17 protein-coding genes and 5 pseudogenes are annotated in these 22,353 nt (G+C 69.0%); 13 read left to right on the forward strand and 9 right to left on the reverse strand.

Features of this window, described 5'->3' with window-relative positions; all coding sequences use genetic code 11:
- A pseudogene (locus CLM62_RS51990) lies at positions 1 to 129 on the forward strand (SDR family oxidoreductase); the annotation flags it as partial.
- A gap of 34 nt (positions 130 to 163) precedes the next feature.
- On the opposite strand, the gene CLM62_RS29505 reads toward CLM62_RS51990, so the two are convergent.
- The gene (locus CLM62_RS29505) at positions 164 to 502 is read right to left on the reverse strand and encodes a helix-turn-helix domain-containing protein (protein ID WP_095752948.1); all 339 of its coding nucleotides are present in this window, start codon (positions 500 to 502) and stop codon (positions 164 to 166) included.
- A 62-nt stretch (positions 503 to 564) separates the two neighbouring features.
- On the opposite strand from CLM62_RS29505, the gene CLM62_RS29510 reads away from it, so the two are divergent.
- The 4 genes and pseudogenes from CLM62_RS29510 (at position 565) to CLM62_RS29525 (ending at position 2,801) form a co-directional block, all read left to right on the forward strand.
- Positions 565 to 1,440, forward strand: a complete 876-nt coding sequence (locus tag CLM62_RS29510; RefSeq protein WP_095752949.1) for an SDR family oxidoreductase — start codon at positions 565 to 567, stop codon at positions 1,438 to 1,440.
- Positions 1,441 to 1,497: 57 nt separating this feature from the next.
- Complete coding sequence (locus tag CLM62_RS29515) at positions 1,498 to 1,869, forward strand: alpha/beta fold hydrolase (RefSeq protein WP_306457940.1); 372 nt, start codon at positions 1,498 to 1,500, stop codon at positions 1,867 to 1,869.
- 13 nt (positions 1,870 to 1,882) lie between these two features.
- A pseudogene (locus CLM62_RS29520) lies at positions 1,883 to 2,110 on the forward strand (hypothetical protein); the annotation flags it as partial.
- 21 nt (positions 2,111 to 2,131) lie between these two features.
- Positions 2,132 to 2,801 (forward strand): annotated as a pseudogene (locus tag CLM62_RS29525) (electron transfer flavoprotein subunit alpha/FixB family protein).
- A gap of 148 nt (positions 2,802 to 2,949) precedes the next feature.
- Here the strand turns inward: CLM62_RS29525 and CLM62_RS53205 are convergent.
- The 3 genes and pseudogenes from CLM62_RS53205 to CLM62_RS29535 all read right to left on the reverse strand — a co-directional run.
- Positions 2,950 to 3,184: pseudogene (locus CLM62_RS53205) on the reverse strand (transposase); the annotation flags it as partial.
- Positions 3,151 to 3,579: a hypothetical protein gene (locus CLM62_RS29530; protein WP_095752950.1), complete on the reverse strand. Its 429-nt coding sequence runs from the start codon at positions 3,577 to 3,579 to the stop codon at positions 3,151 to 3,153. The gene CLM62_RS29530 and the pseudogene CLM62_RS53205, both read right to left, overlap by 34 nt.
- 191 nt (positions 3,580 to 3,770) lie before the next feature.
- Complete coding sequence (locus CLM62_RS29535; protein ID WP_095752951.1) at positions 3,771 to 4,562, reverse strand: IclR family transcriptional regulator; 792 nt, start codon at positions 4,560 to 4,562, stop codon at positions 3,771 to 3,773.
- Positions 4,563 to 4,680: 118 nt separating this feature from the next.
- Here CLM62_RS29535 and CLM62_RS29540 point away from each other — a divergent pair, with 118 nt between their 5' ends.
- Genes CLM62_RS29540 through CLM62_RS29560 form a run of 5 tightly spaced genes read left to right on the forward strand, consistent with a single transcriptional unit; the run spans position 4,681 to position 9,188 of the window.
- Positions 4,681 to 5,634, forward strand: a complete 954-nt coding sequence (locus CLM62_RS29540; RefSeq protein ID WP_179382271.1) for a 5-dehydro-4-deoxyglucarate dehydratase — start codon at positions 4,681 to 4,683, stop codon at positions 5,632 to 5,634.
- A 47-nt stretch (positions 5,635 to 5,681) separates the two neighbouring features.
- The gene (locus CLM62_RS53210) at positions 5,682 to 6,050 is read left to right on the forward strand and encodes a hypothetical protein (RefSeq protein ID WP_143659168.1); all 369 of its coding nucleotides are present in this window, start codon (positions 5,682 to 5,684) and stop codon (positions 6,048 to 6,050) included.
- 40 nt (positions 6,051 to 6,090) lie between these two features.
- Positions 6,091 to 7,107 carry a tripartite tricarboxylate transporter substrate binding protein gene (locus tag CLM62_RS29550; RefSeq protein ID WP_179382272.1) on the forward strand — a complete coding sequence of 339 codons (1,017 nt, stop codon included), beginning with the start codon at positions 6,091 to 6,093 and terminating at the stop codon, positions 7,105 to 7,107.
- A gap of 2 nt (positions 7,108 to 7,109) precedes the next feature.
- On the forward strand, positions 7,110 to 7,547 hold the full coding sequence (locus CLM62_RS29555; protein ID WP_095752954.1) for a tripartite tricarboxylate transporter TctB family protein: 438 nt from the start codon (positions 7,110 to 7,112) through the stop codon (positions 7,545 to 7,547).
- Positions 7,548 to 7,571: 24 nt separating this feature from the next.
- The gene (locus CLM62_RS29560; RefSeq protein WP_095752955.1) at positions 7,572 to 9,188 is read left to right on the forward strand and encodes a tripartite tricarboxylate transporter permease; all 1,617 of its coding nucleotides are present in this window, start codon (positions 7,572 to 7,574) and stop codon (positions 9,186 to 9,188) included.
- Between the two features lie 512 nt (positions 9,189 to 9,700).
- On the opposite strand, the gene CLM62_RS29565 is transcribed toward CLM62_RS29560, so the two are convergent.
- Genes CLM62_RS29565 through CLM62_RS29575 form a run of 4 tightly spaced genes read right to left on the reverse strand, consistent with a single transcriptional unit; the run spans position 9,701 to position 13,090 of the window.
- Positions 9,701 to 10,384 (reverse strand): hypothetical protein, encoded by a 684-nt coding sequence (locus CLM62_RS29565; RefSeq protein WP_095752956.1) that lies wholly within the window; start codon positions 10,382 to 10,384, stop codon positions 9,701 to 9,703.
- A gap of 29 nt (positions 10,385 to 10,413) precedes the next feature.
- On the reverse strand, positions 10,414 to 11,526 hold the full coding sequence (locus tag CLM62_RS29570; RefSeq protein WP_179382273.1) for an MFS transporter: 1,113 nt from the start codon (positions 11,524 to 11,526) through the stop codon (positions 10,414 to 10,416).
- Positions 11,523 to 11,693: a hypothetical protein gene (locus tag CLM62_RS50285; protein ID WP_179382274.1), complete on the reverse strand. Its 171-nt coding sequence runs from the start codon at positions 11,691 to 11,693 to the stop codon at positions 11,523 to 11,525. The genes CLM62_RS29570 and CLM62_RS50285 overlap by 4 nt, the downstream gene beginning before the upstream one ends.
- Positions 11,687 to 13,090: a hypothetical protein gene (locus CLM62_RS29575; RefSeq protein WP_095752958.1), complete on the reverse strand. Its 1,404-nt coding sequence runs from the start codon at positions 13,088 to 13,090 to the stop codon at positions 11,687 to 11,689. The genes CLM62_RS50285 and CLM62_RS29575 overlap by 7 nt, the downstream gene beginning before the upstream one ends.
- A gap of 403 nt (positions 13,091 to 13,493) precedes the next feature.
- Between CLM62_RS29575 and CLM62_RS29580 the strand changes: the two genes are divergently transcribed.
- The 3 genes and pseudogenes from CLM62_RS29580 (at position 13,494) to CLM62_RS29590 (ending at position 18,819) form a co-directional block, all read left to right on the forward strand.
- Positions 13,494 to 16,268 carry a non-ribosomal peptide synthetase gene (locus CLM62_RS29580; protein WP_095752959.1) on the forward strand — a complete coding sequence of 925 codons (2,775 nt, stop codon included), beginning with the start codon at positions 13,494 to 13,496 and terminating at the stop codon, positions 16,266 to 16,268.
- A gap of 111 nt (positions 16,269 to 16,379) precedes the next feature.
- Positions 16,380 to 16,739 (forward strand): hypothetical protein, encoded by a 360-nt coding sequence (locus CLM62_RS29585; RefSeq protein ID WP_143659169.1) that lies wholly within the window; start codon positions 16,380 to 16,382, stop codon positions 16,737 to 16,739.
- 89 nt (positions 16,740 to 16,828) lie between these two features.
- A pseudogene (locus CLM62_RS29590) lies at positions 16,829 to 18,819 on the forward strand (prolyl oligopeptidase family serine peptidase).
- A 425-nt stretch (positions 18,820 to 19,244) separates the two neighbouring features.
- On the opposite strand, the gene CLM62_RS29595 reads toward CLM62_RS29590, so the two are convergent.
- A complete protein-coding gene (locus tag CLM62_RS29595; protein WP_095752961.1) occupies positions 19,245 to 22,214 on the reverse strand; it encodes a GH59 galactosidase in 2,970 nt (989 codons plus the stop codon).
- Between the last annotated feature and the right edge of the window lie 139 nt (positions 22,215 to 22,353).

Raw genomic sequence — 22,353 nt, forward strand, 5'->3', positions numbered from 1 at the left:
AAGATCCCCATGCGCCACACCGGCACGCCCGAGGACATCGCCGAAGCCGCAGCCTTCCTCGCCGGCTACATCACCGGCATCGTCCTGGACGTGGACGGCGGCATCTCCATCGGATCCTCCATCCGGTAATCGCGAACCCGGCGTCAACCGGTACAGCCTCAGGTCACGTGGTGGCTGCGGGCTCGCCGTCGGGAACCGTCACGGCCCAGGTGGCCATGGCATCGAGGACCTCGCGCAGCCCTTCGCCGAGAGGAGTGAGCCGGTACTCGACCCGTGGGGGGATCTCCGGGTAGGCGGTGCGGATGACGATGCCGTGCCTCTCGAACTGGCGCAGCCGGCTGGTCAGGGTGTGCGGGCTGATGCCGGGCAGTGAGTTGCGCAACTCTGTGAAGCGGTGGGGTCCGCGGAGCAGTTCGCGCACGATCAGGGTGGCCCACGGTCCTTCGAGCAGGATGAGGAACCGCGCGACGCCGCACTCCGGGAGACAGGGGTCAGCAGGCATTTTTCGATTGTAGCCATTAGTGCAGTTGATGTAACCGATGCATCATATGCACTAATGGATCCATGACCTACATGATTCATGGCGCCACCGGCGCCCAGGGTGCCCCAGTCGTCGTCGCTCTCACCGCCGCGGGCAAAGCCGTGACCGCTCTGACCCGCAACGCGGGCACCGTCGTGGACGGGGCACGCGTGCTGGCCGTCGACTACTCCTCCACCGCGGACCTGACCGGTGCCTACCGTGGCGCGGAGGGAGTGTTCGTCCACCTGCCCGTGGCCCCGGAGGAGGACCGCCTGGCCTACGCGCGCAACACCGTGACCGCTATCCGTGAGGCCCGGCCCGCCCGCGTGGTGTTCTCCACCAGCGGCGGCATCGTGAGCACCGACGGCGACAGCCGCCGGGACGACTCCGCCGAGAGCGCTGTCTCGGTGCTTGCCGCTGAGCTGGCGGACAGCGGCGTCTCCCACGCGGTGATCGAGCCCCGGTTCTACTTGGAGAACCTGCTCCTGCCTCACGTGATCGCGGGCATCCGCGAGGAGGGCGTGCTGCGCTACCCGCTGCCCAGCGGCTTCCGCGCCTCGTGGGCCTCGCACCTGGACATCGCCGACGCCGCCACCGCGTTGTTCGAGCGAACGGACGTCACCGGTGTGGTCTCCGTCGGGCAGTACCCGGCGGTCAGCGGAGAGGACCTGGCCGAGGCGTTCAGCACCCGGTTCGGGCGGACCGTGACCTACGAGGCGGCCGACCCCGACGCCTTCTTCGCGCCGCTCGTACCCATGCTGGGCGAGCAGGCCGCCGCCGCTACCGCGGACATGTACCGGGCCCTCGGTACGCAGCCGGACCGCTCGATCACAGCCGAGCGCTCCGCCCAGAAGCGCCTCGGCGTGACACCCCGGACCGTGAGCCAGTGGCTGGCCGACATGGAATTCACCGGCGCGTAGTAGTTCGCTGTGGCGGCGCGGACCAGGTCGCCCAGCTTTGAGTGAGCCTTCGCCTTCATCGACCGGCTCTGGCGGGAATGGTCACCCGGCTACGAGCTGCCGGATGCGGAGCGTGTCGCGCTCAAGGAAACCCTCCGTGCTCCAGGAGTTCTGCCCGAGATCCTGGGCTACTACCGCCAGTTGTTCACGCCTCCCGCGGACGAGGCGGCCCAAACCCTGGAGACCCGGGCGAGCGGTGCCATCACCGTCCCGTCGCTCTACCTCCATGGGGCCGACGACAACTGCATGTCCGTGGAGTTGAGCGACGGCATGGACGCCCAGTTCACGAACGGTTTCGAACGCATCGTCGTACCGGGTGCAGGGCACTTCCTGCACCTCGAGCAGCCCAAGACAGTCTCCGACCACATCCTGGGCTTTCTGAACAACTGACCCCCCAACCAGCCTGGCCGCCAAGAAGAAGCCGGTGGAGTCCTGGGACCTGTCCGACCTCGGCATCGAGGCCGACGAGGTCGGTCTGGAGAACGCCCGCACGGTGGTCGACGCAGTGGCCCAGCGCCCGGCCAGCACGGCGGGCACGATCGTCAAGGGCGAGGGCGAGGGCGAGGGCGAGGGCGAGGGCGGGGGCGGCAAGGAGCTCGCCGAGTTCCTGGCTGGCCAGAAGTTCATCTGACTTCCCAGGAGTTGCATTCCCATGAGTGAAGTCCTCGTCTACGTCGATCACGTGGACGGTGCCGTCGCAAGCCCACCCTGGAGCTGCTGACCCTGGCCCGCCGTCTCGGCGATCCGGTCGCCGTCGCGCTGGGAGGCGGCGCCGCCGACACCGCAGCGGCGCCGGCCGAGCACGGGCGACCCGTGTGCTGACCCATGAGGCGTCCGAGTACGCCGAGTACCTGGTCGTCCCGAAGGTCGACGCTCCTACAGGCCGCCGTCGAGGTCGTCTCCCCGGTCGCCGTCCTGCTCCCGTCCTCCGCCGAGGGCAAGGAGATCGCCGCCCGTCTGGCGCTGCGCATCGGCTCCGGCATCGTCATGGACGCGGTGGACGTGGGCCCGGTCCGGTGGCCACGCAGTCGGTTTTCGCCGCGTCCTTCACCACCAAGTCCCGTGTCTCCACGGGGATTCCGGTCATCACGGTGAAGCCGAACAGCGCGGCGGTGGAGGCCGCCCCGGCCGCCGGTGCGGTCGAGGCCCTGGAGGTGACCTTCTCCGATCAGGCCACCGGTACCAAGGTCACCGCGCTCAGCTCGCGTGAGTCGACGGGCCGCCCGCCCCCGATCTTCGAGCTGGCCGACTACGGCGTCGTCGGCGACCTGTTCGACGTCGTCCCGCAGCTCACCGAGGAGATCAAGACCCGCAAGGGCTGATGGCCACCAGGCTGTGCGAGGCCCCGTGACCTGTACCAGGGCGGTTTCCAGGGATCGTCGCAACACATGGTCGCCTGTGTCAGGCGGCGAGCGCTTTACGTGGGCGGCCGTTGAGCTGGGCGGCGACGGTGTCCGTTGCTCGCTGCTATGGGTGGAGGTCGGTTCCCTTGGGGAAGTACCGGCGCAGCAGGCCGTTTGTGTTTTCGTCGGAGCCTCGCTGCCAGGGGCCGGCGGGGCCGCAGCAGCAGACCGGGATGTCCGTGGCGACCGGTGGTGGGCGGCTACTTCGGAGCCCTCGCCCCGGTCAGGAACTGCTCGAGGTGCGGTGGCAGGCTCTGTGCGGCCGGTGTCAGGGCGCCTCGGACGCCGACGGCGGTGTGGTCGGCGGCAGGTGCATCTGCCAGTCGTCGGCGACCTGGTCGACCAGGGAGTCCAATTCCTGGCGGGGCAGGCCGGTCAAGGCCTGATCCGACAGCCAGGCGGTGGCTGCGGGATCGATGCTGCGGGACGGCGGCGGTGGCTGCGGCTCCGGGGCCGAGGCCGGGTGGAGGGTGTAGTTCCAGTCGCCGTGGAAGTTGTCGCGGGTCAGCGGAAGAGCGTCGACCTGCCAAGTGGCCGGGTTCTGCCCGGTGGGGTAGCGGCGGGTGTCCGGCTCGGCTCGCAGTCCGCCTTGTTCGTGGCGCTGCCGGATCTCCAGCGGGGTGAGGTAGCCCCCGGCCGGGTGCTTCCGCAGCTGTCGGCGGTTGTAGAAGGTCTCGATGAACGCGAAGATCTCCACGCGGGCGGTGGACCGGTCGGCCAGTGGCGGGTGCCGATCTCCTCCTTGAGGAGTGCGACGAACGATTCGGCGTCAGTCTCACAGTCCCAGCACTGCCCGAACTGGCCAGGTGCGGCGACGGCACGGACACGATCGTCACAGCCGGCCTGGTCAACGGATCCGGGCAGCGGCTGTCCCGTCGGGCGGATGCCCTACGTCATCGTGTGGTCGATCGGCGCCATCCGCTCGATCGACAGCCGGGTGAGCCGCATGGCCTCGATGAGTTCCTCGGTCCTCGCGGGGTTGAGCCGGTCGATGGGGATCGAGCAGCTGATCGCGTCGATCGGGGGTGTGGTGAACCGGAGTGAGAACCCGTAGCAGACGACGCCGACGAAGTTCTCCTCGTTGTCGATGGCGTATCCGCGCTCGGCGGTGGCCCGCAGGTCCTTGATCAGAGTGTCGTGGTCGGCGTGGGTGTTCGGCGTGAGGGGCTTCAGCGTGTCGGGAACATGGTCGGCCAGGTCGGTGTCCAGCCGCTCGGCGAGCAGCGCCTTGCCCAGTGCCGTGCTGAAGGCCGGGAGCCGGCGGCCGACCCGGCTGAAGGGGCGGAGGTACTGGCTGGATTCGTGCGTCGCCAGATAGACGATGTCCGTGCGGTCCAGTCGCCCGTAGTGGATGGTCTCGTCGAGCTTGGCGCTCAGGTCGTTGATCAGCGGCTGGACGATGCGCAGATAAGGGTCCGCGTCCAGGTATGTCGTCCCCGCGAGGAGGGCGCGGATGCCGACGCTGTAGAGCGTGCCGGAGGGATCGGTGCGGACCCAGCCGTGTTCCGTCAGGGTCCGCAGCAGAGCGTAGACGCTGCTGCGTGGGGCGCCGAGGGCCTCGCTGAGTTCTCGCAGCCGAGCGGGCCGGTTCTGCCGCGCGGCCAGGAGCTCGAGCAACTCGACCGTACGGGCTGCCGACTTCACACCCCGTACGCCGCTGACCGCCTCAGGCTCACTCATCGCCACCCCTTCCGAACGCACTCGAAGAATTCTTGCACCGATGCTTGACGGTCATCAGCCATGTAGCCATGCTCTCCATCACGAGACAACTGTCTACATACGGAGACAGGTGGCGCGCATGGAGACGACTCGGGATATCGAGCGTGACCGCGAGACGGCGGATCGGCTGCGCAAAGGGATGGCGCAGGGTGTCCTGTCCTTCCCGCTGACATCCTTCGACGCCGAAGGCGGCCTCGACCTCGACGGCTTCCGCACCCACCTGGCCGCGCAGCTCGCCGCCGGCCCGGGTGCCGTCTTCGTCGCCTGCGGAACCGGTGAGTTCTTCTCACTGTCCGCCGAGGAGTACGACGCCGTCGTACGCACCGCCGTCGAGGTCGTGGCGGGACAGGTCCCGGTGGTGGCCGGCGTCGGGTACGGCTGGTCGCTCGGGCTGCAGTTCTCCCGTCTCGCGGACGGGGCCGGCGCGGACGCCGGGCTGCTCATGCCGCACTACCTGATCTCCGCCCCGCAGTGCGGATACCTGGACCATGTTCGTGCGGTGGCGAGCGGCTCGTCCCTTCCTCTGATCGTCTACCAGCGCGGGCAGGTCAAGCTGAGCACAGCCGCGGCCAGGGAACTGGCCACGGTGGACGGCGTCGTCGGCCTCAAGGACGGGCACGGCGACCTCGACCAGATGCAGCGGCTGCGTCTGGTGGCGCCCGGCGACTGGCTGTTCTTCAACGGCGTGGCCACCGCAGAGATGCAGGCACGGGCGTACGCGAGCATCGGCATCCCCGCCTACTCCTCGGCGGTCCACGCCTTCGCACCCGAGATCGCGGGTGCCTTCTACGCGGCGCACCGGGCCGGAGACCACCCAAGAATGGAACACCTGCTGAGGGAGTTCTACCTGCCCCTCGTCGAACTGCGTGACCAGGGCACGGGCTACGCGGTGTCCCTGGTCAAGGCGGCGGCCCGGCTCCGCGGAGCCCCGGTCGGCCCGGTGCGCGCGCCCCTGATGGAACCGGCACCTGACCACCTGGGGCAGCTCGAGGCCCTCCTGCACACCGGCCTGGCGCTCGCAACGGGCAAGTGAGGAAGTGAGGGAACGTCTTGCTCAGCAGCGCGCCTCGCATCGTCAAGGTGACCGTCACCCCCCTCCTCATCAGTGACCCGCCGCTGATCGACATCCTCGGTGTGCGTCAGCCGTACACACCCCGCAGCATCGTCGAGACAGAGCCCTCCGACGGCGTCGCCGGCACCGGTGAGACCTACGGCACCCGCGACCACCCCGACGAGGAGATCGCCGCCGTCCGCGCCCTGGCTGACACCTTCACCGACGGCGGCCCGGCAGTCACCGACACCTCGGGCCCTGCGTCGAACCCGCCCGGGATGCGCCGGCCCGCCCGCACGAACGGTTCGACCGGACGCCGCAATGCCACGACCGCGACGACGTCGCGGCCATGGCGCAAGCACCCCGACTGGACGCAGCCCCCGCTCCCGCGGTGGTGACCCCGGCCGGCCAGAACCCCACGCATGAAGGAGAACAATGATGTTCCAGGCCCGACTGCGCCAGGGCCGGCACCTCGCCGGCGCGGCTGTCTGCGCCGCCGCGCTTCTCACCCTCACCTCGTGCGGAGGGGTCCAGGGCGGCGGGGGAAGCGGCGAAGACGCCGAGAACTATCCCACCAAGACCGTGGAGTGGACCGCGCCTTCCGACCCGGGCGGCAGCACCGACCTGATATCGCGCGCCGCAGCCAAGGCGTTGGAGGGCCCTCTGGGACAGTCGGTTGTGGTGGAGAACAAGCCCGGCGCCAACGGCGCCGTGGGCGGCAAGGAGGTCCTCGGCCGCGAGCCCGACGGCTACAGCCTGGTCATGCTCTTCCAGTCGCTCATGTCGATCGGCCCGCACACCGTCGTCGACGATGACCCCATCGAGATGTCCGACATGGACGTCATCTCCGGGCTGACCGTGGAGGACTACGTCCTCGTCGTCCCGGCGAAGTCGGACATCGAGACCCTCGACGACCTGCTCGCGAAGAAGTCGGTCAAGTACGGCACCACAGGCGCCGGCACCGGCAGCGAGCTGGCCCAGGCCCTCCTCTTCGGCGACGCCGGCGTCAAAGCCGGCGGCATCCCGTTCGACGGCGGCGCGCCCACTGTGACCGCGCTGCTGGGCAACCAGGTGGACGTCGGCGCCGTCCACGTGGCCGAGGCCGCTCCCCATCTCAAGTCCGAAAAGCTGCGTCCACTGGCGGTTTTCGCCAAGGAGCGCATCGACTTCCTGCCCGACGTGCCCACCGCTGTCGAGTCCGGCCACGATGTCGTCGTGGACCAGCGCCGCTGGGTCGCCGGTCCGGCAGGACTGCCGGACAACGTCGTCTCCGAGCTGCGAGCGGCGCTGAAGAAGGCCTTCAAGGACCCGGAGTACGGCAAGTTCCTGGAGAACAACTACATCGGCCGCTGGGAGGCCTCGCCGGACGCCGTCGTCAAGCAGGTCGAGACCGCCAAGGTGCGCTACGGCGAGCTCATCGACAAATTTGATCTGGACCTGAAGACCGAGGGCTGACCATGAGGACCCAGGCACGACTGGGGGCGCTGGTGCCGCTCGGCATCGGCGCCCTCGCCGCCCTGGCGGCCGTATCGATGGGACTGGGATCGCCCGCCGACCCCGGCCCCGGGCTGTGGCCCCTGATCGTGAGCCTCGCCATGGTGACGCTGTCCGCCTCGCTGCTCCTCAATCCCGGCGCGGACACCGAGCAGGAGCCGTTCAGCAGGCAAACCGCCGTGGTGGCCCTGGGCGCCCTGTCGCTGGTCGCGTACACCCTGCTCATCGAGCGGGTGGGCTTCGAGGTCATGACCGTGCTCCTGCTGGTGCTGTGGATGCGCGGCTTCGGCCGGGACAGCTGGCGGCTCAGCCTGGCCGTGGCGCTGGCCGCGTGTGCGGCGTCCTATCTGCTCTTCATCGTCGCGCTGGGCGTCTCTCTGCCTCATCTCGTCGCGTTCTGATCCCTCGACACCTGTGAGAATCCGATGGACTTCCTCACTCCCGCACTGGACGGCTTCGGCGTGGTCTTCGAGCCGCAGAACCTGCTGTACTGCCTGATCGGGGTGACACTCGGCATGCTGGTCGGCGTGCTGCCCGGCCTCGGCCCGGCCGCCACCATCGCCATCCTGCTGCCGGTCACGTACACCCTCGAACCGGCCTCGGCGATCATCCTGCTCGCCGGCATCTTCTACGGCGCCCAGTACGGCGGCACGGTCACCTCGGTGCTGCTCCGCCTGCCCGGAGAGGCCTCGACGGTGGTGACCGCCATCGACGGCTACGAGATGGCCCGCGCGGGCCGGGCCGGATCCGCGCTCGGCATCGCCGCGATCGGCTCCTTCATCGGCGGCACCGTAGGCATCGTCGGACTGACCGTGGCGGCCCCGTTGGTGGCGGGCTGGGCTCTGGCCTTCGGCCCGCCGGAGTACGCCGCGCTCGCGCTGCTCGGCATCCTGATGATCTCCACCCTGAGCACCGGATCCCTGCGCCGCAGCCTCCTTGCGGGCAGCATCGGGCTGCTGCTCGCCACCGTGGGCCGCGACCCGCTCCTGGGCAGCGCTCGCTACACGTTCGGCAGCGACCAACTCGCCGACGGGCTCGACTTCGTCATCCTCGCCATGGGCCTGTTCGGCATCGGCGAGATCCTGCACAGCCTCGAGCGCCTCCGCCAGGGCGCCCCGCCGGAGCCCCGCGTCGGCCGGGCCCGGCCCAGCCGGGCGGAGTTCCTGCAGTCGAGGTGGGCGATCGCCCGAGGGACGGTGGTGGGCTTCCTCCTCGGCATCCTTCCCGGCGGCGGCGCCACGATGTCCTCGATGGTCGCGTACACGGTCGAGAAGCGCTCCTCAAGGACTCCCGAGCGGTTCGGCAAGGGCGCGATCGAGGGGGTCGCGGGTCCGGAGGCGGCCAACAACACCGCCGCCACCTCCTCGTTCATTCCACTGCTCACCCTCGGCATCCCGGCCAACGCGACCATGGCCGTCATGTTCGGCGCCCTGCTGCTGGCGGGCGTGACCCCGGGCCCGCAGATGATCGACGAACATCCCGAGGTGTTCTGGGGCGTCATCGACTCCATGTACATCGGGAACCTGTTCCTGATCATCCTCAGCATGCCGCTGATCGGGCTGTTCGTCCGCGTGCTGCGCGTCCGGGCCAGCGTCCTGGCGCCGCTGACCGTGCTCATCACCATGATCGGCGTCTACACGATCCGCTCCAGCATGTTCGACATGCTCGCCGTGGTCGTGCTCGGCGTCGTCGGCTACCTGATGAAGAAGGTCGGATTGCCACCCGGCCCGCTCGTCCTCGCCTTCGTGCTCGGCAACCTGCTGGAGACAGACTTCCGGCGCTCGATGCGGATGTTCGACGGCGACGTGACCGGCTTCCTGGGCCGCCCCGTCTCCGCCACGCTGCTCGCCTTCGTGGTCGTCTTCACGGTCGCCGTGCCCCTCCTCAGCCTCCGCAAGAAACGTCGGCAGCCCGGACCTCCCGACACCCCCGAGCCCGTCCCCCACCCCGACACCAAGACCACCCAGGAGCGAACCCCGGACCACCCCCGTACGGCGGCCGAACCCGGCGGCCCCAGCGAGGAGCCACAGCATCCGGGCTGAGCCCTGGACCGGGCCGTGAGGACGGCGCAGCTCGGCAAGCCAGGCGGGCTGTCACCCAGCCCGGCAGGGGTCCCGGTCATGTGCTGCTCGTGCGCGCCGGGACGTCGGGCGGTCACGCCGACGCGTTCTCAGCGCGGGCCCTGGTCGTCATCCTTCTGGCGGCGGCGGTTCTGCTCGAGTCGTTCCTGTAGTTCGGCGGCGTACGTCAGCGCGGTGTGGTGCCGGTTGACGGATTCGTACCCGCCGGTGCGGCGCCCTCTCAGGTCCTGGCCGAGGTGTGCGGCGAGCGTGCCGGGCCCGAACGGTGAGGAGACGGCCTCGATGTACTCAAGAAGGTGCTCGAGCGCCGCTACCTCGCTGGCGCATCGGCAGGTCGATGACCGGATCGGGGCCCTGGACCGCCAGGGCGCCGAGCACGCGGTCCTGGTAGGTCCGTGCCTGGGCCTGGGTGAATCGCGGACCGGGCGCATGGGCCGGGGAGGTGGTGGGCGGTACGAACGGAGCCAGACGCTTCAGCAGATCCGGGAAGTCGCCGCCCTCCTGGCGGTAGTACGGGCGTTCCGTGCTGCCGGCCTGGGCTGGATCAAGGCGAACTGCGCAGAGGAATACTGCCCTCGGCGGGGTTCGGGGAGCAAACTCCAGACAGCGGACGCGACCGCTCCCGGCGAACCATGAAACGCGACAGACGCCTCTGCCACCGCACGTGCCCGCAACGGGAGTGGCTCGGGTATCCGCGCCGGCGGAAGAAGGGCAGCGGTTGCGGTGGGTCCGAGCAGGTGCTCGCGGTAGAGCCGGTTCAGGGCGGCCACCTGCTCCGGACCGGCGATCGCCGAGTTGATGTTGAACTCGACGACCTTGGGCGTACGACCGCTCAGCACGATGTCCGGGCGCACGGAGTCGAGCGCGAAGCGGTTCTGTCGATGACTGTCGGTCAGCAGCGACTCCCCAGGGCGCTCGTAGTTCAGCAGCTGTTCGAGCTCGAAGGTGCTGCACCCGCGCGCCATGCAGCTTCTGACCAGCAATCGGCGCAGGCGACGGCTGATCCGTGCGAGACCGGTGAGGTCTCGCTGCGGGAGGTAGAGGGGGCGAACCGGGATCGGAGCCGCAGGATGCCGGTAGGGGCCGATCTTCATGGACTCGTCAACGCTCTCGGCTATGTGCCGCCCGGTGGCGGTGCCTTCCTGGCCGTCCAGCACATATGCGTCAAAGGAACCAGGTGTAATCGTCATGTCGTCCTGGGCTGCTGGGCATCGAGCATGACTCGACGGCGGTGGACTGCGGGGAGGAAGAACAGGGCGAGGGCGCTCACCCCGCTCATGGACAGCAGCGCCACCGCGGGGCCCGTGCCCTGGCTGACCAGCCCCGCCACAACCGGCCCCAGCGGCAGCAGCCCCCAGGCGACGGTCCGGTACGAGGCGTTGGCGCGCCCCAGCACGGCGGGTGGCAGGCGGCGCTGCCGGTAGGACACCGTCACCACGTTCCAGATGATGACGGCCATGCTGTATCCCGTGACTGCGACGGCACAGCCCAGGAAGCTGGGAAGGAAGAACGGCAGCGCCAGACTCCCGGCTGCCAGGAAACGGGCTGTGAACACCAGCGTGGTCCTGGAGACCCGGTCGGAGACGATCGGCATGGCAGCGGCCGCGAGTACTCCGCCGAGGGAGCCGATCGTGTAGACGAGGCCGAACTCGAAGCTGTTGAGGTGTACCGGCCCACCGCCCAGCGCGAACAGGCTGAGCATCGCCTGCCAGCCGGCGAACGAGACCGCTCCGAAGCCGGTCATCACGAGGAAGACCCGCAGCAGCGGCTCGGACCAGACGGCGCGGATTCCGCTGAGGAACTCCGTCCGCATCGTCCCGTTGGTGGTCCTCTCGGGGCTCAACCGGGGTAGCCGCAGGCCCAGCAGGCCGGCGCCGAGGTAGCACCCGGCCGCGCCTGCCAGTGCCAGACCGGGGCCGATGCCGGCGACCAGACCGCCCAGAGCTGGACCGGCCATGCCGTGGAGCGTCTCGGCGATCATCGTCTGGCCTGAGTTCGCCTTCTCCAGCTCGTCACTCGCCACCAGCCGAGGCAGAGCTGTCTGCGCCGCGATGTCGTAGTACACCTCGCAGACGCCGACGACAGCAGCCGCGACGACGATCGCCAACAGCGGCAGGAGCCCGGAGACGAACACCACGGCGAGCGCCGCCATCACGACGGAGCGCGTTATGTTGGCCGCGACGAGCAGCGAACGCAGCGCGCTGCGGTCCGCCAGTACGCCGATCGGCGTCGAAAGCAACGACCAGGGCAGAGTGCGGGCCAGCACCACCGCGCTCAGCGCGAGCGCGGACCGGGTCACGACAGTGTGATCACCGGAAAGAGCACGAGGCTCACACCGTCGGCGACGTTCGCGAAGCTGAAGGCGAGGAGCAGCCGGTTCAGCTGCGATCCAAGGCCTGTGGCCGACCCCACCGGTCGGGCGTCCGGACGGCGCCGCGCCGCCCACTTCTCGAGAACATTCACCACCCAGGCTCGACCGTCGGCGTGCCTGCCTGCTCGGCGGTCACGACGCAGCCGAACGACAGGCCGTCACGGCTGCGCATCAGCCTGGCCGGTTCGTTCACGCCGGGTTGCTTCGTGTAGCAGCCGCCGCTCCGCTCGCCCACGCGGAATGGGCCGAGCAGCACCGGCGCCGTGACGTCGGTGAGCTCCTCGCGCTGGCGGTCCCAGTAGACCAGCGGCCAGGGATCGGGGGCGACGGCCTCCTGTACCACGTAGTCATCGCTTCGGACGACTTCCCGCAACAGTTGCTCCCAGTCGCCGGTCGACGTAGCGGAGCCGAGGATCACCCCCCGCGAGCCGAATGCGTTGCACGGCTTCAATACCGCGCTCTCCTGGTGCGTCGTTGCCCACTCGGCTGCGTCGACAACAGCGCCGCCGCGCCGGGCCGGCCCTTCCCGGAGCCGCGCGGTCCACGGGACGAAGTCGAGCAGGCGCTGCTGCGTCGGTGACAGGTCGCCGCGCTGGAACAGGTCGGCCATCAGGGCCTTGCTGGTGAACAACGCCGCGAGCTGGCTGCCGAAGAGCGCCACGTCGCTCTGCTCGAGCGCGGCGAGCCGGTCGGCATAATCATTGATCACGCGCTCGGAGGCCATGAAGTACTTGACCGCCGCCGAGTAAGTGACGCCCTGCCAGTGGAGTCCGCCCGCGTCGATATCGACCTCGTCGAAGGGGACGAAGTCGCAGGGGACACCTTGCGCGCTGTGGTGGGCGGCCTCCAATTCGAAGGCCCGTAGCGAACCTTCGTCCCCGTCACGGGCGAAGCCCAGCAGCGCCACCCTGCCCCCATGCTCGGGGAGTTGGTCCGTCAGCCAGGCCAGTCGCGCCGCGAAGACAGACTGCGTGCTGATCCCGTGGGCACGGCGGACCTCAATGCCGGGACCGGACTCGAACAGAGCGCGGGTCAGTACCGGTGTGGATGTCGCACCGTTGAGGCAGGCGCCGAAGTTGAACTCGAGGAACTTGGGCCGCCCGGTCTGGACCAGCACGTCCGCGCGGGAGCAGCCGAGGACCCGGCCGAGCGGTTGTGCGGCCGGCAGGAACCACCGGGTGTCCTGCGAAACGCCGGTGTGATCCGCGAGCCGCCCGAAGTCCCCTGCCGCGATGTCCAATGCGTGGGAGACCAGCAGCCGCCCGAGCCGCGCGTTGAGCTCGTCGAGTCCGCGACCGCTCGCGGCGTCCACCACGAAGGGCTGCACCGGAAGCAGGTCGGTGTGCTGCCAGATGCCCAATTCGCGGCAGCTGTACTCGATTTCCCGTGCCAGCCGGGCAGCCTCGCCGCTGCCCAGGGCACCGAGCAAGCGCGCCCATTCGCGGTGGGCCGGGCCTGGCCGGAGGTCGACGGCAGACTCGTCGGCGTGCATTAGGTGATCCCCTTCTTCATGCGCGGTCTTCAGTTCTCGGTGGTGTCTTGCCTGGTGACCAGCGTCCAGCGGCCAATGCCCTGATGGTGCGCGTGACGCAGACACGGTGGGCGGGCATCGGCGTGCCGCGCGTCTTGGAGGCCCGGACGGCGACGGTCAGGATGGAGAGCGAGTCCACTCGCCGCGTGAGTACTCCGAACCAGGCGCCTGTGCGAAGGCCGCCTCACTTCTCCTCCACGTCATCCTCTCTCTCTGCGAGGAAGCCACATGACCAACACCTCCAGCCCCCTGCCCAGTTCCGACGACCTTCGGGCCCGCGCCCTGGCCGCGCTCGCACGACTCGACGTCACCGTGCCGGAAGGACCACGCTCCAGGCCGGTGCGAACGAAAGGTACCGCGGCTGATGCAAACCTCCGCTATATCACCTGCAACACTGACCGCTGTGTTCGGCGCTCGGGTCAGCCGACATCCTCAGCGCCTTGCCCTCCGGTCAGCTGACGGGCAGTCCTGGTCCTACTCCGAACTTCGCTCCGAGGCTGTCGCCCTGGCTGCGGACCTGGCCCGACTCGGCGTCCGCCGCGGCGATCGCGTCGCTGTCCTGGGCGGACGCACCGCCGACACCGTTGTCGGGCTGCTCGGTGTTCTCCACGCCGGTGCTGCTTACTGCGTGCTCGATCCGGGTGTTCCCCTGTCCCGCCGTAACCTGATCCTGTCCGATCTCGCCCCGGCTGCGCTGGTGGCCACGGACCCAGACAGCGAAACCTCGGCTCCCGGCTCTCCGCCGCTTGCTCGGCTTCCTCGTGGAGCCGGCCCCGCCGACCCCTCGTGGCAGCCGGTCGACGGCGACGCAAGCGACCTTGCCTACGTCATCTACACTTCCGGGTCCACGGGCGTCCCGAAGGGCATCACGGTCGAGCACGGCAGCGTGCTCAACATGCTGCGTTCGTACGAGGTGTTGGCGCCGGCGCCGCAGGCGTTCGCGGCAAGTCTCCTGGCGCCATCGTCGTTCGATGTGTCGGTGTGGGAGATCTTCTCCACCCTTCTGTACGGCGGCTCACTGTACGTTCCCGGACAGGGGTGCCTCCTGGACGGCGACGCCTTGTGGCGTTTCCTGGACGGCGACGCGATCCGCAGCGCCTATGTGCCCCCGGGGCTGCTCGCCCCCCTTGTCCTCGCCGCGGAACGGGAGGGGACGGGACGGCTGGCTCGGCTCCTGGTAGGAGTGGAGCCGATTCCTCAGGGGCTACTGGCCCGGTTGCAGGCAGCCGTGACCGGGCTACGGATCGTCAACGGATACGGCCCGACCGAGACCACCATCACTGCGACACTGCACCTGGTGGGTCCGGTCGACGACCCTCACCACAGGGTGCCCATCGGCCGCGCTGTCGCTGGTTCCACGGTCGAGGTCGTCGACGAGTTGTTGCGTCCGGTGCCCGAGGGCGAGGTCGGCGAGATCCTGGTCTCCGGTTCATGCCTCGCCCGTGGCTACCTGGACGGGACCAGCCGGGGGTTCGTCGAGGTCGGGGGCAGGCGTGCCTTCCGCACCGGCGACTTCGGGCGGTATCTACCCGGAGGCATCCTGGAGTTCAGCGGCCGCCGGGACGGGCAGGTCAAGCTGAGGGGGTTTCGGGTCGAGGTCGCCGAGATCGAGGCCGTCCTCAACGCAGTGGAGGGCGTCCGCCGTGGCATCGTGCTCGTCACGGGGGAGGCCGGCGCGAAGCGCCTGGTTGCGGCTGTCGAGGCGTCCCCACGGGTGCGGGGCGTCGACGTGCGGTGGCTCCTGGCTGACCAACTGCCCCCGCACGCGATGCCTTCCCGGGTCCTGGTCCTGCGTGCGTTCCCGCTGACAGCCAACGGAAAGGTGGACACCGATGTGCTGCTGGCCATGGACGGCGAACGCCCCGACGACGCAAAGCCGTTCGTGGCTCCACGGACGGAGTGGGAGAGTCAGGTTGCCACCGTGTGGTCTGAGGTGCTGGGCATCAAGCCCATCGGTATCGAGGACGACTTCCACGGGCTAGGCGGCACTTCACTGGACGCGGTACACATCGCCGTGCGCCTTCGGGACTACGAGCGGCCCGTGTCAGCGGCGGCCATCCTGTCTGGTCTCACCATCCGAGCCTTGGCCGATGGAGGCACGACCGACCAGCCTGTGAAGGCGATGCCTGTCGGCTCGGGAACCTACCCCGCCAGCCGGGCTCAGGAAGGGTTGTGGGCGTGGCGTGAGTTGCACGACGATGCCGCGACAACCACGGTCGTCCACGCCATTCGGCTGGAGGGGCGAGTGGACGTGGCGCGGATGCGCCGTGGGTTCGCTGCCGTCGTGGCGCGCCAGGAGGCTTTGCGCACCACGTTCGCTCTGGGTGCTGACGACCGGCTGGAGCAGCGAGTCTCCGTGCCCCCGGCGGCGGTGGACCTCCCCGTTGTCCGTGTGAGATCCGAGGACGAGGTCGACGAACTGCTCCGACGCCGTCTCGACGAGCGTTTCGACGTGGCGGTCCGACCGTGGGCAGCCGAGTTGGTGCTTGGCGATGGGTGCGCGGCGTTCGTCCTCGCCGCCGACCACATGGTGTTCGACGGCGAATCAGCGGAGATCCTCCAACGAGACCTCACCGTGGCGTACGACGATCCGGGGACCGCGCTACGACCGGTGAGCGGACCCGCTGCGCTGCGCCCCCTGTTGACCCCGGGGCCGGAGCGACGCGCTGTTCTACGTGCGCACTGGCGTAAGGCGCTGGCCGACTTCCGCGACCGGCCTGCGTTGCCTCTGCCCGCATCACCGGTCCCGGCAGGCCGGAGGGTGCATGTGCTGAAGCGTGAGGTTTCCGCAGCGACCTGGGAAGCGGTCGTAGAACTGGCGAAGCAAGCAGGAACGACGCCGTTCGTGGTGGTACTCGCCGCGCTGAAGGCATTCCTGCGGCAGCGTGCCGGCGCTTCGTCCCAGACGGTGGCGATCGCCGTCTCGCAGCGTCGGCTGGCGGGCTCCGAAGACGCGATCGGCCACTTCGTCAATCTGGTACCCGTGTGCGACCTGGTCGCCGGGGACACCTCCGCGCGGCTGTCCTTCGCGGACTACCTCGGGAGGGTGGCGGAACTCGCCCGGCAGGCGGTTGAGCACAGTGACCTCGCCTACGAGGACATTTTGGGAGATCTCCCGGGACCACCCACCCCCGGCTAACCGGGCCTGGCCCGGGTGGTCCTGAGCCAGCAGGTTCAGGAGGCTGCGCGACCGGGCGTGGCCGCGGACGGCCTGAGTTTCCGGCCATGGCATGGGGTTCCGGTCAACGCCATGTACGACCTGACGGTCTTCCTCACGGAGGCGGACGGGGCGGGTTCGAGGCGCATCGAGTGGGCGATGGATGTGGCCAAAGCCCTCAAGTGGTCGCCGGAGCGTACGGCCGATGCCTTCGCGGCGTTCCTGGACGCCGCGGTCGCGGCACCGCTGACGGCGATCACGGGCCTGGAGCCGCTCACCTCGCAGGAGCAGGAGATCGGAGGAACACCTTCGGGTGCCGCAGCCGAGTCGTCGTGGGGCGTCGGGCGGCCAATCAGTGGAAGCCACAGATGGCAGAACCTTGAAAGCCACACCCGACGCCCCTGGGTGGGAGAACCATACGAAGGGCTCGCCCTGTCCCGGTCAGCAACGTAGGGAACCTTGAGGGCCGGTTTTGCTGGGGCACGGAGCTTGGCCGGCGCGGATATTACAAGCTCAGGGAACCTCGGAGAAGGAGCACCCGTATGGCCGTCACCGCTCCGTACGGCACGTGGCAGTCACCGATCTCGGCCGCCGACGCCTCAGCGCAGAGCGGACGTCCCGACTGGCTGGGCGCGGTCGGCGCCGAGACGTGGTGGACGGAGCCCGCCCTGCCGAGCTCGGACGCGTCACCCTGGTCCGCCGCCGTGCGGACGGCCGCACCGAGGACGCGCTCCCCGCCCCGTGGAGCGTGCGCACCCGTGTCATGGAGTACGGCGGCACCCCCTGGGCCGGGAAGGTTGACGAGCGCGGGCCGGTCATCGTCTTCGCCCACTTCGCGGACCAGCGTCTGTATCGCTTCGCCCCCGATGCGGCACCGGCCGGACCCGTGCCCCTCACCCCGGCGCCGCCCGAACCCGCCGCGCTCCGCTACGTCGACCCCGCGGTGGTCGGCGACGCCGTGTGGTGCGTCCGCGAGACCCACCACGGGCCGAACCCTGCCGACGTCAGCCGCACCCTGGTGGCCGTCCCGCTCGAAGGCTCCGCCGCGAACGACCCCGCCGCCATCAGAGTGCTCGCCGCCGACCGGCACTTCGTCACCAGCCCTCGGCTCTCGCCGGACGGCCATCGCGCCGCCTGGATCGGCTGGGAGCACCCGGCGATGCCCTGGGACGGCACCGAGCTGCGGGTCGCCGACGTCGGCCCGGACGGATCTTTCGACACTCCGCGCACCGTCGCCGGCGGGCCCGTGGAGTCGATCTGCCAGGTCGAGTGGACCGGCCCGGACGAATTGGTCTTCTCGGGCGACCGCGACGGCTGGTGGAATCTGCGTCGGCTCGACCTCGCCACCGGCGCCACCACCGCCCTCCACCCCGCCGAGGAGGAGTTCGGCGGCCCGCTGTGGCAGGTCGGGTGCCGCTGGTTCGCGCCGCTGCACGACGGCCGGATCGCCGTCGTGCACGGCCGCGCCACCACCCGCCTCGGCTTGCTGGACCCGACGCGCGGCACCCTCGACGACGTCCCGGGCCCCTGGACGGAGTGGGCCGCCACCCTCGCCACCTCCGTCGACGGTCTCCGCATCGTCGCCTGTGGGGCGGGGCCCGACCGCTCCTACGAGGTCGTGGAGATCCGGCCCGGTGCGGGAGACGCCGCACTCGCCGCCGAGGTCGTCGGCCACCCGCACATCGACGATGTCGACTCTGCCTACCTCCCCGAGCCGCGAGCCCGCACCTTCACCGGGCCCGGCGGCCGCGAGGTGCACGCTACCGTCCACGCGCCGCGCAACCCCGACTACGCGGCGCCCGAGAACGAACTGCCGCCCTATGTGGTGTTCGTGCACGGTGGCCCGACTTCCCGCAGCCCTGTAGTGCTCTCGCTGTCCATCGCCTTCTTCACCAGCCGCGGCATCGGCGTACTGGACGTCAACTACGGCGGCTCGACCGGCTTCGGCCGCGCCTACCGGGATCGGCTGCGCAGCCAGTGGGGCGTGGTGGACGTCGAGGACTGCGAGGCCGCCGTGCTGGCCCTGGCTGCCGAGGGCCTCGCGGACCCGGAGCGGCTGGGCATCCGCGGCGGCAGCGCGGGCGGCTGGACCACTGGGGCCTCCCTGGTCTCCGTCGCGACCTATCGCTGCGGCGCCCTCTACTACCCAGTCCTCGACCTGGCCGCCTTCGCCTCCGGAGGCACCCACGACTTCGAGTCCAGGTACCTCGACGGACTCGTCGGCCCCTACCCGCAGGCCGCCGAGCGCTACCGCGACCGCTCCCCGGTCAACCGCGCCGACCGCCTGACGGCGCCGTTCCTGCTGCTGCAGGGGCTCGACGACCGGGTCTGCCCGCCTGAGCAGTGCGAACGCTTCCTCGCGCAGACGGGCGGCCGGGGCGTCCCGCACGCCTACCTCACCTTCGAGGGCGAGGGCCACGGCTTCCGGCGTCTGGAGAACCAGATCGCTGCCCTCGAAGCCGAACTCGCACTCTACGCACGCGCCTTCGGCTTCGATCGCCCCGACCTTACGGCACTTGATTGGCGCAAGTAGCCTGCAGCCCTACTGCGTGGCTTGCAACCCGATAGTTGCGCCATGACAGTGACGGACTGTTGGGGACCAGTTGGGGACCGCACGGTGTCCGCCCAGCTGTACGGCACGCACGGCGCTGCACGCTATGCTTCCTGATTTCTGGCTGTATTTATGGACAAAAGGGATGAACCCTACTCCTGGGGGTCAAGGGGTCGCAGGTTCAAATCCTGTCGTCGCGACCAGCTTTGATGCAGGTCGGAGGCCGTTCTCTCGTTGTGCGGGAGGGCGGCTTTTCGCGTTGCTGGAGGGCTGCTGGTCGCATTGTGGTCGCAGGCCGGATCTGAGGCCCGCATCCAGCTTGCAGCGGGCGCCGCCGGGCCCTTGGAGGCCAGGGCCACTGGGCGCTCTCCCGTGGCCCGGAGAGCGCCCGTGACGGCGAGGGCCTGCTACTGCGCGGTGGCGTCCTTGCTCACCAGCTGGTTGTAGGCCTCGTCGAGCCTGTTCGTGAGCTGTTCGACGCCGATGGCGTCGAGGCCCTTCTGCCCGGCCACGGCAGCCTTCGCGGCCGCGTACGCGGAGTCGAACAGAGCCCAGGAGTCGGGCGTGTAGTCGGCCTGCGCCGGACTGCCGATCCCGTCCAGGCGGTTCTGGAGCGGCGTCGTGTCCACCCTGCCGTCCACGTCACCGGAGAGGGAGTGGAACGCGTCGAGGACGATCTTCCCGGACTTGAGGACGAACTTCGCCGTGTGTGCGCCGTCGGGCAGAGCGCGGAGCGTGTACGTCGCCAGGCGCTTGTCGGTGGCGGCGGTCCTCGCGTTCCTGGCGATCAGCTTGCCGTCGACGTAGACGTCGAGTACCGCGCTGCCGTCGTTGCCGCCGATGACGTCGATGCCCGTGCCGGTGAACGGGACGGTGAACGACGCGCCGGCAGCCGTGCTCGTCGACGTCGACCGGTACCAGTCCATCGCGTCGCCCAGCGCGGCCTTCCTGCTCCAGGCGCCGTCGTACGCGATCGAGCTGTCCATGTTGTCGAGCTGCGCACTCGCGTAGGGCGTGTAGCCGTCGATCTTCTCGACCTTGAGGTTGTCGAACGCCGTCCTGTAGAAGTCGGTGCCGAGCTTGACACGTCCTTCGGTCTCCGGGGTCGGGTCCTGGTACGTGTGGACGGCTTTCCCGTCGATGTACGCCGTGATCGTCGCACCCTTCGCCTCGATGGCGAGGCGGTAGGAGTCGGACGGCGCGACCGTTCCCGTCTTGATCGCCGTGCCGTGTTCGTAGAACGTCCAGGTGCCGTTCGGGCCGATTCGCACGTTGTAGGCGGCGTCGCTGATCGCCATGCCCTTTTGCTGGCGGACGCCCAGCGCGGCGAGTCCGCCGGCCCGGTCCGGGAACGAGACGTCGACCGTGGCCCGGTAGTTCTCCCAGCGGAAGTCGCCGACCGTCGTGTTCGGCGTGTTCCGGTTCCAGGCATGGGTGTCCTTCATGGACTGGTCCATGTACTGGTACAGCACGTTGTCGCCGCTCGCGTCCTTCCCGACCTCCCAGGCGCCTGTCTGGTCGACCATGTAGCGGGGCTGGTTGCCACGCGACTCGAGGTAGGGCTGGGACACCTTGCGCGCGCCGTTGCCCGTCCCGACCTGGACCTTGCCTTCCTCGTCGTACCCGAAGTCGTCGGCGTACAGGACGTCGTCGCGGGTGTTGCGCTTCTTGCCGGTGGCGTCGGTGTCGAGCACGGTGCGGTCCGAGGACTTGGGCAGACGTTCGTTCGTCGCCTTGTCGCGGCTCTTGTCGAGCGTCGTCAGGGTCACGATGGATCTCGGCTTGACCGTGTAGGTGTAGTAGCCGTCGCCGCCGGGCCGGATCTCGTCGGCGAGATGCTTGAAGTTCGCGTCGTAGGCCTGGCCCGCGTCCGCCGCGCGGGTCTCCCAGATCTCCATGGTCGGATCTGATCCGAGTCGCATGTTCTCGGCCTTGATCCGGTAGGTCCTGGACCGGTCGCTGTCATTGACGACGACCGTCGAGAAGTCCTTCTTACGGGGATCTGCCAGCGTCATGTAACTCGGGGCACCGTTCGAGCCGTCGACGTTCTCGGTGCCGCTCACCCCGCTGTAACCGGCCTCCGGCACGGTGCGCCAGATGCCCGCCGTGTTCGTGTCGTTCTCCCAGCCGGTCTTCGCGAACTGGGTGAAGTGCTGCATCACATAGAGGGCCGCGTCGTAGTGGAGGTAGCCCGACCACGGGTCGCGGGCGCTGACGAGTTCCTTGTGGCTGTACTGCGCGCCTTCGTAGAAGGACCCGATCGCCGGCTGGAAGATGTAGTGCGTCCGCTTCGAGTTGGCGTAGCTCTTGACGGAGCGGTTCGCGAGGTCGAGGGCGCTTTGGACGCCGCCGATGCCGGTGCTCGCACCGTTCGGGCCCTCGGTGTTGTTGACGCGGTATTCGGTGAAGCCGAACGAGGCGGTTCCCTCGCTGTACCAGACCTCCTTGTCCGCGTCGTACTTGTTCCTGCCGGTCGCCAGCTTTGTGTACGGCAGGTACGTGTCGCTGTCGACGGCCCCCTCGCGCCGGTCCTCGGTGGTGTAGTGGTAGCCCACCGCGTCGACCATGCCGAAGAGTTCGGCATCGCTGAGCATGGCCGGCCCGATGTTGAGCGTGTTGTTCTCGTCCGAGGCGATGATCTTGATGGTGTGGTAGGCCTTCGCGGCCTTCTCCCGCTTTTCTGCCGGGACGTTGTAGCGCGGATTCGCGAAGTCGGTGTCGTTCAGAATCGCGTTCTTGTACCACTTGACGAAGGCGATGTCCGGATTTCGCGTCTCGTTCTTGTCCGGGTCGACGTAGTCGACCATGTACCCGTACTTCTCGTAGGCGTCGAGGATCGTCTCCTTGTACCACCTGTACATCTCGTCCTTGCCGGTGCCCTTGTCCCATTCCTTCTGGACCCATTCGGGCATTTCCCAGCGGAGAATCGAGACCTTGAGCCCCGGGTTGACCGTCTTGGCGTCGGCGGCCAGCTGAAAGCCCGGGGAGCGGGAGGAGTCCGCGAGTTCGTCCGGTGTGCGCATGGTCGCCGGATCGGAACCGGTCGACGTGTTCGTGTCCGTACCCATCTCGATCTTGACATGGTTGATCAGCGGGTTCTGCCCGCCGAACAGAACCCTGATGAGCTGCCAGTACCGTCCGGGGTGCTCCGCCTTGTAGTCCATCAGCAGGTTGCTCGTGCTGTTGCAGCTGAGCACGCCGAGGCCCTTGTAGGTCAAGCCGTTCACGTTGTCGGCGCGCACGTCGTTCCCGTTGACCACGACCTCTACGGGATCATCCGCGGTGTAGGCGGACGGCGCACTGATCACTCCTGCCGCCAACGCCATGGTGGTCGCCGCGGCAAGTGACAGCCATCCGAGTCTTCGCTGCGTACCCATCGCGCTTCGACTCCTTCTTCTCGTAGAGCGTGCCGGCGCCAATGTGTTCGATATATCGAAATGTGTTCGCATTCCGGAGGGACCGTAGATGGCAAGCGGTTTCTACGTCAATCCCCCTGCACCTCTTGCACATTGGCGG

Source organism: Streptomyces sp. SA15 (assembly GCF_002291145.1).
GTDB lineage: Bacteria > Actinomycetota > Actinomycetes > Streptomycetales > Streptomycetaceae > Streptomyces.